Origin of the sequence: uncultured Tateyamaria sp. (assembly GCF_947503385.1) — a bacterium.
Classification (GTDB): Bacteria; Pseudomonadota; Alphaproteobacteria; order Rhodobacterales; family Rhodobacteraceae; genus Tateyamaria.
Genome location: NZ_CANNDO010000007.1, coordinates 22,165 through 34,224 on the forward strand (window position 1 = coordinate 22,165; position 12,060 = coordinate 34,224).

Consider the following 12,060-nt stretch of genomic DNA (forward strand, 5'->3'; position numbering starts at 1 on the left):
CTTTTGCAAAGGGTTCTGGCAGGCAAAGGTTGAGAAACATTCAATCCTGTCCCTCAACCTTTCGAAAAAGCGTCAGTAGCTGTAGGTGGTGCCCGTCTGGATCGCGTTGCGCAGCGATACTTCGGACCAAGTGCCGGTGCCGCCGCGGTTCTGGATTTCGCGCAGCTGCTCAAGGGCGGCCACTTTGTTACCCGCGTCGACCAGTCCCTGACCCATGTAAGAGCGCGCAAGGATGTTGTCGGGGTTCACGTCGATGGCTTGTGTGTAATAGGCATTGGCCAGCTCGGCCCGGCCCAATTTGCGGGCGGTAAAACCGCGATAGGTCAGCACGCGGTCGCTGAGCTGTTCGGGCATCTGGTCCAGCACCTTGATCGCGTCCTGATAGCGACCCGCATAGGCCAGTTCACGCACGGCCTTGTACAACGTATCGCTGTCCATGTAGCCGGTCCGGTCGGGGCGGACGCATTTGTTGATGCTGACGTCGAAAACACCATTCACCGGCTGCGAGAATTTCACCCATTTGCCGATCTCGGGATCCCACTGGCGGGCCTGAAAGCAGTTCTTGGTGGTTTCGGTCTTTTTCGGGGGCTCTTCGCTGTCCTTGGCCAGCACGATTGTGGGCGCAAGGGTGGGCAGGGCGAGGGCGGTGGTGAGGATCAGGGCACGCAGCATCTTGGGTCTCCGTTCGGGATGCGTTTGGGATATGTACGAGATCAACCCCAAACGCGGATGCTTTATGCGATCACGAAGCCGTGATAATAGTTACGAACGCGGTCAGCCCGTGGTCGTCACGCAGGAATTTGTCGCGGCATCAAAGGTGGTGCCGGGTGCGCAAGACATGGCCTGCTGTTCGTGTTTGCCGTAATTGCAGCCCGCAGCGAAGCTGAGCGTGGGGGCGAGGGTGAGGGCCAGCGCGACGGCGAGGGTCTTGGTCTTCATCTTTCGTCTCCTTTTCATCGGGTGACGTAAGGGTAGGCCAGAACAGGGCGCGGACCAAAGAAAAACTGCGCAATGCGCAGTCCTCTGCCCGGAACTCGGGCGCAGGAGGGGGCGCTGCCCCCGCGCGTGCCGCGCCCCCCGTGGTATTTCCGGTCAGAAGAAACGATCAGTCGCCAAAGACGCGGGCAAAGATCGTGTCGACATGTTTGGTGTGATAGCCCATGTCGAATTTTTCCTCGATCCCGTCGGTGCTAAGAGCCGCAACGACATCCGCATCGGCCAGCAACTCCGCTTTGAAATCGGTGCGTTCTTCCCAGACCTTGAGGGCGTTGCGCTGGACCATGGTATAGGCGTCCTCGCGGCTGACACCCGCTTGGGTCAGGGCCAAAAGGACGCGCTGCGACATAACGAGGCCGGGAAACTTGTTCATGTTGTCCAGCATATTCTCGGGGAAGATCAGCATCTTGTCGACGACGCCGGTCAGGCGGGCCAGCGCAAAGTCGAGGGTGATTGTGGCATCGGGGCCGATCATCCGTTCGACGCTGGAGTGGCTGATATCGCGTTCGTGCCAAAGCGCCACATTCTCCATCGCGGGGATCACGGCGGCGCGCACCATGCGGGCGAGACCGGTGAGGTTTTCCGTCAGCACCGGGTTTTTCTTGTGCGGCATGGCGGAGGAGCCTTTTTGGCCCATGGAAAAGAATTCGGCACCCTCCAGCACTTCGGTGCGCTGCATGTGGCGGATTTCTATAGCGATGTTTTCAATCGAACTGGCGATGACCCCCAGCGTCGCAAAGAACGCCGCATGGCGATCCCGTGGGATCACTTGTGTGCTGATCGGTTCGGGCACCAGACCCAACTTGTCGCAGACATGTTCCTCGACCGCAGGGTCGATATTGGCGAAGGTGCCCACCGCACCGGAGATAGCGCCGGTCGCAATTTCGGCGCGGGCGTCGCGCATCCGGCTGAGGTTGCGGTCCATCTCGGCATAAAAGCGGGCAAAGGTCAGGCCCATGGTTGTGGGTTCGGCGTGGATGCCGTGGCTGCGGCCCACGCGGAGTGTGTCCTTGTGCTCAAGGGCGCGCTTTTTGAGGGCGGAGAGCAGTGCTTCGAGATCGGTGATGAGGATGTCGGCGGCGCGGGTGAGCTGCACGTTGAAACAGGTGTCGAGCACGTCCGAAGATGTCATTCCCTGATGCACAAAGCGGGCCTCGTCGCTGCCCACATGTTCGGCCAGATGCGTCAGAAAGGCGATGACGTCATGTTTTGTGACGGCTTCGATCTCGTCGATGCGCGCCACGTCGAATTCTACATCCTTGGCTTTCCAGACGGCCTCGGCATTCTCTCGCGGGATCACGCCCAGATCGGCCATGGCGTCGCAGGCATGTGCCTCGATCTCGTACCAGATGCGGAATTTCGTGGCTGGGTCCCAGATGGCAACCATGTCAGGGCGGGAATAACGGGGGATCATGGGGCACCTTTTTGTGACTGTCGCATCATGTGCCGCGTCCTTAGACTGCGGTCCGATGAACGACAAGATGAAGGCACGCAGATGAGACGCTTTGCCCTGATGATTGCCCTCTTGGCCTCGCCCGCTGGGGCGGAGCCTTGGGTGACGCTGGATGGTGCCGGCGTGCGGGCCGCGCTGGAAGGGCGCGTGATCGCCTTTGAGACCGCGCGGCAGGACTTTCGGTCTTCGGGGCGCACGCTTTATGTTTTTGGCGGGCGTGACAGCTGGGGGTATTGGCGGGTTCAGGGCGATCAGTATTGCAGCCAGTGGCCCCCGTCGGACCTGTGGGCCTGCTATGACATCGCGGTGTCGGGGGCGATGGTGCGCTTTGTCGGAACGGGAAACGATGTGACGGATGGTGTTTATGCCGACTAACCGGGTGTTGCAGGATTTCGTCGGTGTCTGGCAGATCAGTCGTAAGATCCACCATGCCGACGGCACCTGTGCGACATTTGACGGACAGGCGGTGTTTGCGCCCGAGGCGGATGGTTTGCGCCACGACGAGACGGGCACGCTGCGCATCGGCGCAGGCCCGCCATTAAGTGCAACGCAACGCTACTGCTGGGACGCGGATCTGGCCGTATATTTCGAGGATGGGCGGTTTTTTCACCATGTGCCGCCACTGGGCGGCGATACCGCGCATTGGTGCGATCCCGATCAATATGACGGGCGGTACGGGTTTGAAGACTGGCCCAGCTTTACCGTGCAGTGGCGGGTCAGGGGCCCGCGCAAGGATTACCGGATGCTGTCGCGCTATGACCGTGCTGGCAGCATCTGAAAGGCGGCCTTGTTCGGGCAAATATCCGGCGGCTCCGGCAGGGTCAGCGACATTGCCTGCACGGCGGCGCAGCCGGGTTGATCCGGGCAGGCAACGCAGCGCAGGACCATTTCGCGCAGGCGGCGGGCGTGGGCTTGGGTTGCGTGTTCGCGTGGGCCAATTGGTGATTTGCGCAGGCGTGACATCATGCCGGACATGAGGTCGGCGCTTGTGGCGGTCTTGGTGAAAAGGGGCATGGCAGCCTCCTGAGTGGCATTCAATCAGACAGTGTCACAGTTTGGTTTGGCCTGTCCTTGATGTGCATCAACTGTCTTTCGCACTTGCAGAAACAGGGGCGGCTTGGCACAAGACGGGCAGCAAAAACACGGATCGGTGAGGGCCAATCATGGAAAACACGTGGAATAACAAAGTGCTGAGCGATGTGCTTGGTGCCGATAGCGGGACGGCGTTGCGCGTCAAGCAGGTTGCACTGGTGGTGCTGGGTGTCGTGGCGCTGGCGATTGCGGCGAAAATCAAGGTGCCAATGTGGCCCGTGCCGGTGACGATGGGGACCTTTGCGGTGCTGACAATCGGCGCGGCCTATGGTGCGCGTTTGGGGTTGGTGACGATCCTGGCCTACATGATCGTGGGTGCGTTGGGCTTTGACATTTTTGCGGGATCTTCGGCCGAGACATTCGGCCTGACTTACATGATGGGCGGCACAGGCGGCTATCTGGTGGGCTACGTGCTGGCCACGGTAGCGCTGGGTGCGCTGGCGCAGCGCGGCTGGGACCGGTCGGTGGTCTGGATGGCGCTGGCGATGGGGATCGGCACCGTGCTGATCTATGTGCCGGGCTTGCTGTGGCTGGGTCAGCTTTATGGTTGGGACAAGCCGATCCTTGCATGGGGTCTGACGCCGTTCCTGCTGGGTGATGCGCTGAAACTGGCACTGGCCGCGGCGGTTCTGCCGGCGGCGTGGAAACTGGTTGGCCGCGCGCGCGGCTAAGTGCAGACTTGATCCAAAGGAAAGGCGCGGACCCCTGACGGGGCCCGCGTCTTACTTCATTCTGGGACATGCGTTGACCTGAGCCCTTTTGCGATCAGGTGGTCGCGGGCGTTTGGGTTGTCGCCGGGGTCAGTTCGGTGATCACGGTCGAGCTGCGTTCCAGCGTGCGGTGCACGGGGCATTTGTCCGCGATTTCCATTAGGCGGGCGCGTTGCGTGTCATCCAGCGCGCCGGTCAGGGTGATGCGGCGTTTCCATTCATCCACTTTGTCACCAATCGCGGCGTCCGCGTCCTGTGCGTGGACCTTGTTGTGGCTCACATCCACTGAAACATGATCCAGCGGCCACTCCTTTCGGCGGGCATACATGCGGATTGTCATCGACGTACAGGCCGCAAGACCCGCGCTGACAAGGCCATAGGGCGACAGCCCCTTGTTTGTGCCGCCGTAAGCGCGTGGCTCATCGGCGAGGATGTGGTGACGGGTGCCATGCGTAATGTCTTGCAGGAACCCTTTTGGGTCCGCCTCGGCGCTGCGCACAACCCCTTCGGGCGCACCGATGGGTGGGGCGGGCGGTGTGAGTGACAGGTATCGTTTCGCCCATGTGGCGATGATGTCGGCGGCGTATTCGGCATGTTCGCTGCTGGTGATCAGGTGGTCGGCGTCGTCGAGGGTGACAAAGCTTTTGGGGTGTTTTGCGGCCAGGAAAATCTGGCTGGCGTTGTCGATGCTGACGATGCTGTCGCGCGGCGCGTGCAGGATCAGAAGCGCAGCATCCAGTTTGCCGATGGCGGGGGTGAGCGCGCCTTGGGCCACATCGTCGATAAACTGCTTGCCGATGCGGAAGGGGCGACCACCCAGCGACACTTCTGCGACACCTTTGGAGATAATCTCGGGCAGGGCGTCGGCGAAGTTGTGAGTGACGTGTTCGGGATCGAAGGGCGCGCCGAGCGTGGCGACCGCCTTGATCTGGGGCAGATCGGCTGTGGCTTTGAGCACGGCGGCGCCGCCCAGCGAGTGGCCGATTAGCAGGGTGGGCGGCATGTCCCGGTCGTTGAGGTATTCCACCGCTTTTTCAAGGTCTTCGACGTTGGACGTAAAGCTGGTGTTCGAAAACTCCCCCTCCGAATGCCCCAGCCCGGTGAAATCAAAACGCAGCACGGCGATGCCCATCGTGCTGAGACGCGCAGCGATGCGGCGGGCGGCGGGGATGTCCTTGCCGCAGGTAAAGCAGTGGGCAAACACAGCAGTGGCAAGATGCGGCCCTTCGGGCAAATCAAGCCGCGCGTCGAGCGGGCCGGCGTGGCCCGGAAAGGTGATGCGTTCCGTTGGCATTTGGTATCTCCTGTTGCTGACAGGATGGGGGTTTGCGCGCCTTTGGGGAAGGGGGTGAAATATGCCCTCACGCGGAGGTGTTGAGTCTCACCATGGTGGAGACGCGACGCTACCCGGCCATCTGGCTGTCGGGCCGCGTGGCCGACCAGTTCGCCCACGGCTCACCTGCCCAGACAATCGCCGCTTCCAGCGGCATGGGGCGGGCAATGCCGTAGCCCTGAAAACAACGTCCGCCCGCCGCCATGATGGTGGTGATCTGTTCGGCGGTTTCGGCCCCTTCGGCAACCACGTCGACACCCAGCTTGCCCGCCAGATCAATCGTGGCGGTGACGACGTGATGCGCTTTTTCATCGCGGTCCACGGCAGATGTCAGTTGGCGGTCAATCTTGATCCCGTGCACGGCGAGAGAGGCCAAGTGCGCCAGCCCAGCGTGACCGATGCCGAAATCGTCCAGCAGCAAGGTGAATCCGGCGGCGCGGAGCCGTTCCAATTGGCGCGCCACAGCATCATTTGACGCAAGGGTGACCACGGTTGTCTCCAGCACCTCAATCGACAGGCGCGACGGCATGAAACTGGCCTGCGCGGTGCGGGCAATCAGTTCGTCCGGGATGGTGGCGTTGCGCATGGCACCGGTGGACAGGTTGATTGAAATCCCGACATCCTGCAGCCCGGCCTCATCCAGCACGCGCAGGCTTTCGGCGGCGTGTTCGATCACCATGAAGTCCAGTTCCGAGATCAGGCCAAGCCGTTCGACATGGGGCAGGAATTCGCCCGGCGGGATCATGCCCCGTTCCGGATGCTCCCAGCGGGCCAGCATTTCGAACCGGACCACCCGGTGAGAATACGTGTCCACAATCGGTTGAAAATGAAAGGTAAAAGCATCCTCTTCAATCGCTTTGGCAACCTCGCGCTGCATCTGTTGCTGTTGAACAAAGCTGCGGTGGAGCGCAGTGTCATAGCCTGCGACGCGGTCCGGTTTTTGATGCTTGGCCGTGTACAGCGCCACGTCACCACGGTTCAGGATTTCATCCGCTGCATCAATGTCGCCTGCGGCCAGAACCGCACCAACCGAGATTGACGCCTGTATCTCGCCGGATTGCCACGGCATCGGCTTGCGCGCCGCTTTGCGCAACTGGCGCGCCAGATCAAGCGCAGTGCTGAGGTCGGTGATGCCGGGGATCAGCAATGTGAATTCGTCGCCACCTGCGCGTGCGACCGTCCAACTGTCCTGTGCGAGGCCGCGCAGGATGTCGGCAAAATGGCGCAGAATGTTGTCGCCCGCGATATGACCATATGTGTCGTTAATCGCCTTAAAGTCATTCATGTCGATCTGAAGAACTGCGAACGGGTCCCCCTTGGCAATCAGCGCCTCGAGAGTGGCCCAAAGCCGGGCGCGGTTTTCCAGCCCGGTGAGGGTGTCGACATTGGCCAATTGTTCAAGGCCCTCTTGCGCGGCAATCAGCGCCGTTTCCCGTTCCAATCGTTCGGTAATGTCACGCCCGGCCACGAGGTAACGCGTATGCGATCCGTCCTGAACCACCGCGTGGCTGAATTCATGGATAAATCGGGTGCCGTCACCGCGCATATTGGTCCGCTGCGTGAGCTTGCTGAACCGTTCCTCGGTCGGGTCAAAACGGAAGGCGGCGACATCTTCGGGTGCCATCGCATCCTCGGGTGGCAACGCGAACTCAAGCCCGTAGCGGCCCAACATCTCTTCGGCATCGCGGCCCATGATCTGACAATAAGCGTCGTTGACCCAAATCACCGTGCCGTCCCGTTCCATCAGCACAAGGCCGTCACTGGCGCTCTCGGCGATGGCGCGAAAGGTGCGCGCGGCGCGTTGGTTGGCGTGGATCTGTCGGAACGCATAGGCAAACAGGCCAGACAGGATCGTGGCCAGCACAAGGTAAATCGCTATCCTAGGTTCCATAAGCTGTCTCCGGCGCGTGCAGCGACGCTAGCCGTTGACGGCAAATGAAGGGTTTAGGAACCGGGTTTTACGAAAATGCGAGACACTTTCTTTACATGATGTGACCGCGCGCCCGCGTCCCGGCCTTAGGGGGTGGCACCGGTTGTTGTTCCGCCCGTCGTGGGCGGGGTGGGATCGCCGTATTTCTCCTGAATTTCCCGTTCGATCTCTTCTTTCAACATGCGCATCTGCTCGGTGACGGTTGTGGATTCCGAAATGGCTTCGGATGCCTTGCGCAGCCGTTCGATGATCTCTTCCTTGGCCTTTTTGTGGGCTTCCATCTCTTCGACGCGCTTTTTCTCCTCTGCTATGCGACGCTTGCGTTGTGCCTTGCGCTGTGCGGCCTCGCGCGCGCGGCGGGCCTTTGCTTCGGCGGCCCTGCGTTCTGCCTCGGTTTCCTGCTCTTTGCGGTCGGCTTCGGCGTCGGCTTTGTCCTTGGCGGCGTCGGCCTTTTTGCGGTCGTCATCGGCCTTGTTGCCTGCGTCCCGCACATTGGCATCCACCTTGGCCTCGGCGGCATCGCGGTCAATCTCGGCCTTGCGCCGTGCTTCTTCGGCTTCCAGCCGGGCCTTCTCGGCCTCCAGCTTGGCCTTCTCCTCGGACTCTTCAGCCTCTTCGAGAGCCTTTTCCTCTTCTTCCTCGATCTCGGCCAACCGCTCTTCGTGTTTGAGCTCGGCTTCCATGATCTTTCGGCGCTCTTCCTCTTTGATCAGTTCCATCTCGATTGTGGACCGCACCGTGCGCAACAGCGCGCTGGTGCTGGCCTGCGAGATGAACGAGGTCTTGAGTTCGATATTGGCGCGGAACAGCGGGTCGTCAGGTGCGTTTTCCTCTGCCGGGCCGGTGGCCTCTTCGATCTTGCCCTTGATCTTTTCAAGCTCGTCTTCAAGCTCCGCGCGGGTGCCTTCGGTCTTGTCCACATAGGACGTTAAATTATCGCTCATCTGGTCCCCCCAGAGTATCTATGCCCTTGTCAAAACAACACGTGTGAAATCATACGGGGCCCAATGCAAAACGAACGGCACGCAGTGGCGCAATCCGGGTGGCCCTGCGTGTATGATAACACATATGCGCGCATTTTGCGCGGGCGGGCCGTTGATCTGCGCCCACAGGGGCTGCGTGACCAACGCCTATGGGCCGATTGCTGCCGCCATGATCGTGATATGGAACACCAATTGAACGCGCCGGTCGGGGAACAAGGCCTGCGGCGGGGCGTACATTTGGCGGCGCTCAGGCACGCGGTGGGGTCCGGGCGCGTTCAGACCAATGGCCGGCGCCTCACTGGCCCATCAGCGCGGGATCATAGGGATAGCTGATCAGGTTTTCGAAGCCGTTTTCGGTCACCAAAACCTGATCTTCGAGCTTGATGGTGAAATCACCGCCAACCTCGCCCACCGCCGCCTCGACACACAGCACCATACCGGGCTCAAGCGCATAGTCGAACGACCCGGGCACCGCCTTGTCGGGATAGGCCACGAGGGGCCATTCGTCACACAGACCGACACCGTGCATGAGGCAGCCGTATTTCTGCGCCTGAAACTTGTCGTCCAGCACATGCGTGTTTGCCGTCAGTTCGGGGATGGTCACGCCGGGTTTGATCATCTCCATATTCTGCATGATGTGTTCGTGGGCGTGCTGCATCGCATAGACCATGTCGGGGCGCGGTTTTTCGTCCCCGATCCACCAACTGCGAGAGATGTCCACGCAGATGCCATAGGAGCCGACAAGATCCGTGTCGAAGCTGATGATCTCGTTGCGCTGGCAAATGCGCGGGCCGCATTCCTGAAACCACGGGTTGGTGCGCGGCCCGGAACTGAGCAGGCGCGTCTCGATCCACTCGCCGCCGCGCTTGATGTTTTCGGCGTGCAGCACAGCCCAGATATCATCCTCGCATGTGGTGCCATCACCCACATTGGCGCGGGCGAAATCCTCCATTGCCTGCACAGCGGCCTCGCATGAATGGACCGCGCAGCGCATGGCAAGGATTTCGTCCATTCCTTTGACGGAACGGGATTTTTCGGTGACCTCTTCGCCATCCATAACAGTCAGACCTTGGGCTTCGAGCGCGCGCAATCCGTGGACCATGGGTTTGTCGACGGCCAGCCGTGTCAGGCCCGGCGCGTGTTCGGCCAGCAATATGCGCACCTCGTTGGCAAAGGCGTCGGCGGCCACGTCAATCTTGTCGCCCCGGTCGAAATAGAACAGGTCCGCACCGGACCGCACCTCTTTGACCAGGGGATTAAAGGAGCTGAGGAAGGGTGCGTTTTTGTAGTCCCAGATGACCATATGCCCGTCGGCACAGATCAGCACGGCACGAAACGGATTATGCGTGTTCCAAAGCTGCATATTGGTCGAGTCGGTGGCGTAGCGGATGTTGAGCGGGTCAAACATCAACAGCCCGGCATAGTCACGGTCCACGATATGGCGGGTCAGCCGCCGCCAGCGATGCGCGCGCATCGCGGCCAGATTGGGCAGGGTCAGGCCCGCCGCCTGCCAGGCGCGCTGGGTCTGCAGGGGTGGGCCGATCTCGATCCGGTCGGCATCGTTTGGCGTGCCATCGGGCAGGGTCGCACCACGGGCCGGGTCGATCTTGCGGGTGTCGCGATAATGCTGGTTCATGGAAGCCTCCCTTGGCGGTAGAGTGGCGGGGCGTGCAGGGGCCGTGTTGCCGGAATGCGACCATGCGCTGCGTCGTTTTTTGGAGGTGTGATGCGGTTTTCAAGGGATTGTGCGGTGGTGCGCGAGGCGGTGGGGCGGGACCCGTCCTGTGCCGGACATGACCTGTCGGCGCCGCTTGCCGAGATGGAGGCCGCGACGGACCCGGACCTGTTTCTATGCGCCGCGATGCGGGTGCTGGCCCCGGCAGGGAACGGGCACACGCGCATCATCCCGAACGCAGCCATACGGGTCTGGCCGGTGCGGATTGTGGCGCGGCAACAGGGATTTGGCATGGTGCAGGGGGCGGCTGTGCGCAAGCTGGAGACGGTGAACGGCGTGCCCGTCGCCGACGCGTTGGATCGGTTTCGGCCCATGCTGGCCGGAACGCCCGCCCGGCAGTCTGTCATTGGCGCGATGCTGCTGGCTTGGCCAACGGCACTGGGCGCAGCTTCGGTGACATATGGGCTGGATGGCGACAGCGTGCAGTTTGGCCCTGACAGGTTGGTGCCTGCATTGCCGCTTTATCCGATGTCTGACACAGGACGGGCCAGCCCCGACGAAGAGGGCGGGGCGCTGCCAGCGCCGGTGGTCTGGGACGATCCGGTCTGGCATGTGCGCATCGCCCGCTTTTCAACGCCCTTGCCGCCCGGACTGGCGGAGAGGATCCTGACCCGGCCACATGCAAATATCGTGGTGGACTTGCGGGGCAATACGGGCGGGGATTTCACCCGCATCCTTCCGGTGATTGACGCGCTGCGCACGCACTGGCACGGCACGCGCCTGTCGGTCCGGGTGGACCGGTTTACCTTTTCCGCGGCCATTGTCGCGGCGGTGCTGTTCCAGCACCATCTGGGCGCGCGCCTGTTTGGCGAAGCGATGGGGGACGGGCTGCGGTTCTGGGCCGAAGGGGACACGATGGAGATGCCTGACACCGGCGCGCATCTGCGCTGGTCCAGCGCGTGGCACGACTGGGAGACCGGGCAGCCCGACGCCACCACACCGCCTGAAATTGCGCGCCATATGGTGGCGACGGGACCGTTGCGGATCACGCCGTGTACGGATGGCGCTGCGGCACATGACTGGGCCGCAGGGTGATCTGGTCATAGGGCGCCAACCGTGACAAAACTCTGATATGACGGCGATTTTGCAGACAACGCTGCCCGAGGATATGCGCTGTGCGCGGGCACTGCCGGGCATTCAGCCCGAGACCGGGCCATGGCTGCGGGTCGACGAAGCCTACGGCGCACAGATGGCGCGCCGCGAGGTGCTGTTGGCGGAACGTGCGGGGGAAGTGCTGTATCTGGACCCCGCTGCGCGGCCTGCGGCACAAGAACTTCTGGACATGGTGCTGGACGTTTTGCCCGATCTTGGTTTTGACGTGGACGGTACACAGGTCCGCCGCCCGGACGGGCGTGTGATCGGTATACGGCGCACGCACCCGATGGAGACGCTGGGGCGGCTCTGCCAATGCGACTTTGTCCTGATGGAGAAGCGCGGGAATGAGCACGTATTGACTGCGGCTGTGCTGTGTTTCCCGGCGTCGTGGCGGCTGCGGGAAAAGGCGGGCCGGCCCCTTACGGACATTCACGTGCCGGTGGACGAATATGATGGTGACGTCGCGCGGCGGGTGCAGCGCCTGTTTGACGGCATTCAGGTGGGCCGTCCGCTGTGGCGGTTCAATCAGCTTTGGTATCAAAACCCGGAGCTGTTCCAGCCCCGGTCCGCGCAAGAACCGCGTCGCGTGGGATCACGGTCAGACACGGGACCATACTACCGGACCGAGCGGCAGACGCTGCTGCGCCTGCCGCAAAGCCGGGCGGTGGTCTTTGCCATTCACACGCTGGTGCTGGCGCGCAATGACCTGCCCGCGCTGGGTTAGGCCGTTCGC

General features: G+C 61.9%; 13 protein-coding genes. 5 read left to right on the forward strand and 8 right to left on the reverse strand.

Going from position 1 to position 12,060, the window contains the following annotated elements:
• Positions 1-72: 72 nt before the first annotated feature.
• The 3 genes from Q1A85_RS18495 to purB form a co-directional block, all read right to left on the reverse strand.
• A complete protein-coding gene (locus tag Q1A85_RS18495) occupies positions 73-672 on the reverse strand; it encodes a hypothetical protein (RefSeq protein ID WP_299693010.1) in 600 nt (199 codons plus the stop codon).
• Between the two features lie 102 nt (positions 673-774).
• On the reverse strand, positions 775-939 hold the full coding sequence (locus Q1A85_RS18500; protein WP_299693014.1) for an adenylosuccinate lyase: 165 nt from the start codon (positions 937-939) through the stop codon (positions 775-777).
• Between the two features lie 166 nt (positions 940-1,105).
• On the reverse strand, positions 1,106-2,410 hold the full coding sequence (gene purB, locus Q1A85_RS18505; protein WP_299693017.1) for an adenylosuccinate lyase: 1,305 nt from the start codon (positions 2,408-2,410) through the stop codon (positions 1,106-1,108).
• 81 nt (positions 2,411-2,491) lie between these two features.
• On the opposite strand from purB, the gene Q1A85_RS18510 reads away from it, so the two are divergent.
• Complete coding sequence (locus Q1A85_RS18510) at positions 2,492-2,824, forward strand: hypothetical protein (RefSeq protein ID WP_299693020.1); 333 nt, start codon at positions 2,492-2,494, stop codon at positions 2,822-2,824.
• Complete coding sequence (locus Q1A85_RS18515) at positions 2,814-3,227, forward strand: DUF6314 family protein (protein WP_299693023.1); 414 nt, start codon at positions 2,814-2,816, stop codon at positions 3,225-3,227. The genes Q1A85_RS18510 and Q1A85_RS18515 overlap by 11 nt, the downstream gene beginning before the upstream one ends.
• Here Q1A85_RS18515 and Q1A85_RS18520 read toward each other — a convergent pair.
• Complete coding sequence (locus Q1A85_RS18520; protein WP_299693026.1) at positions 3,203-3,463, reverse strand: DUF6455 family protein; 261 nt, start codon at positions 3,461-3,463, stop codon at positions 3,203-3,205. The genes Q1A85_RS18515 and Q1A85_RS18520 overlap by 25 nt on opposite strands.
• Before the next feature lie 149 nt (positions 3,464-3,612).
• Here Q1A85_RS18520 and Q1A85_RS18525 point away from each other — a divergent pair, with 149 nt between their 5' ends.
• Positions 3,613-4,212 (forward strand): biotin transporter BioY, encoded by a 600-nt coding sequence (locus Q1A85_RS18525; RefSeq protein ID WP_299693029.1) that lies wholly within the window; start codon positions 3,613-3,615, stop codon positions 4,210-4,212.
• Between the two features lie 94 nt (positions 4,213-4,306).
• Here the strand turns inward: Q1A85_RS18525 and Q1A85_RS18530 are convergent, their stop codons facing one another.
• The 4 genes from Q1A85_RS18530 to dddP form a co-directional block, all read right to left on the reverse strand.
• The gene (locus Q1A85_RS18530) at positions 4,307-5,545 is read right to left on the reverse strand and encodes a bifunctional alpha/beta hydrolase/OsmC family protein (protein WP_299693032.1); all 1,239 of its coding nucleotides are present in this window, start codon (positions 5,543-5,545) and stop codon (positions 4,307-4,309) included.
• Between the two features lie 109 nt (positions 5,546-5,654).
• On the reverse strand, positions 5,655-7,475 hold the full coding sequence (locus Q1A85_RS18535; RefSeq protein ID WP_299693034.1) for an EAL domain-containing protein: 1,821 nt from the start codon (positions 7,473-7,475) through the stop codon (positions 5,655-5,657).
• A gap of 125 nt (positions 7,476-7,600) precedes the next feature.
• Positions 7,601-8,458, reverse strand: a complete 858-nt coding sequence (locus tag Q1A85_RS18540; RefSeq protein WP_299693036.1) for a hypothetical protein — start codon at positions 8,456-8,458, stop codon at positions 7,601-7,603.
• A 334-nt stretch (positions 8,459-8,792) separates the two neighbouring features.
• Positions 8,793-10,133, reverse strand: a complete 1,341-nt coding sequence (dddP, locus tag Q1A85_RS18545) for a dimethylsulfonioproprionate lyase DddP (RefSeq protein ID WP_299693038.1) — start codon at positions 10,131-10,133, stop codon at positions 8,793-8,795.
• 90 nt (positions 10,134-10,223) lie between these two features.
• Between dddP and Q1A85_RS18550 the strand changes: the two genes are divergently transcribed.
• Together Q1A85_RS18550 and Q1A85_RS18555 are read left to right on the forward strand one after the other, a co-directional pair.
• Complete coding sequence (locus Q1A85_RS18550) at positions 10,224-11,267, forward strand: hypothetical protein (RefSeq protein ID WP_299693041.1); 1,044 nt, start codon at positions 10,224-10,226, stop codon at positions 11,265-11,267.
• A 37-nt stretch (positions 11,268-11,304) separates the two neighbouring features.
• On the forward strand, positions 11,305-12,051 hold the full coding sequence (locus Q1A85_RS18555; protein ID WP_299693044.1) for a DUF3445 domain-containing protein: 747 nt from the start codon (positions 11,305-11,307) through the stop codon (positions 12,049-12,051).
• The last annotated feature ends 9 nt before the right edge of the window (positions 12,052-12,060 follow it).

What these genes read in the sequence shown, in the direction of transcription:
- Q1A85_RS18495 (WP_299693010.1), bottom strand. Translation starts at nt 672, where the DNA reads ATGCTGCGTGCCCTGATCCTCACCACCGCCCTCGCCCTGCCCACCCTT.
- Q1A85_RS18500 (WP_299693014.1), bottom strand. Translation starts at nt 939, where the DNA reads ATGAAGACCAAGACCCTCGCCGTCGCGCTGGCCCTCACCCTCGCCCCC.
- purB (WP_299693017.1), bottom strand. Translation starts at nt 2,410, where the DNA reads ATGATCCCCCGTTATTCCCGCCCTGACATGGTTGCCATCTGGGACCCA.
- Q1A85_RS18510 (WP_299693020.1), top strand. Translation starts at nt 2,492, where the DNA reads ATGAGACGCTTTGCCCTGATGATTGCCCTCTTGGCCTCGCCCGCTGGG.
- Q1A85_RS18515 (WP_299693023.1), top strand. Translation starts at nt 2,814, where the DNA reads ATGCCGACTAACCGGGTGTTGCAGGATTTCGTCGGTGTCTGGCAGATC.
- Q1A85_RS18520 (WP_299693026.1), bottom strand. Translation starts at nt 3,463, where the DNA reads ATGCCCCTTTTCACCAAGACCGCCACAAGCGCCGACCTCATGTCCGGC.
- Q1A85_RS18525 (WP_299693029.1), top strand. Translation starts at nt 3,613, where the DNA reads ATGGAAAACACGTGGAATAACAAAGTGCTGAGCGATGTGCTTGGTGCC.
- Q1A85_RS18530 (WP_299693032.1), bottom strand. Translation starts at nt 5,545, where the DNA reads ATGCCAACGGAACGCATCACCTTTCCGGGCCACGCCGGCCCGCTCGAC.
- Q1A85_RS18535 (WP_299693034.1), bottom strand. Translation starts at nt 7,475, where the DNA reads ATGGAACCTAGGATAGCGATTTACCTTGTGCTGGCCACGATCCTGTCT.
- Q1A85_RS18540 (WP_299693036.1), bottom strand. Translation starts at nt 8,458, where the DNA reads ATGAGCGATAATTTAACGTCCTATGTGGACAAGACCGAAGGCACCCGC.
- dddP (WP_299693038.1), bottom strand. Translation starts at nt 10,133, where the DNA reads ATGAACCAGCATTATCGCGACACCCGCAAGATCGACCCGGCCCGTGGT.
- Q1A85_RS18550 (WP_299693041.1), top strand. Translation starts at nt 10,224, where the DNA reads ATGCGGTTTTCAAGGGATTGTGCGGTGGTGCGCGAGGCGGTGGGGCGG.
- Q1A85_RS18555 (WP_299693044.1), top strand. Translation starts at nt 11,305, where the DNA reads ATGACGGCGATTTTGCAGACAACGCTGCCCGAGGATATGCGCTGTGCG.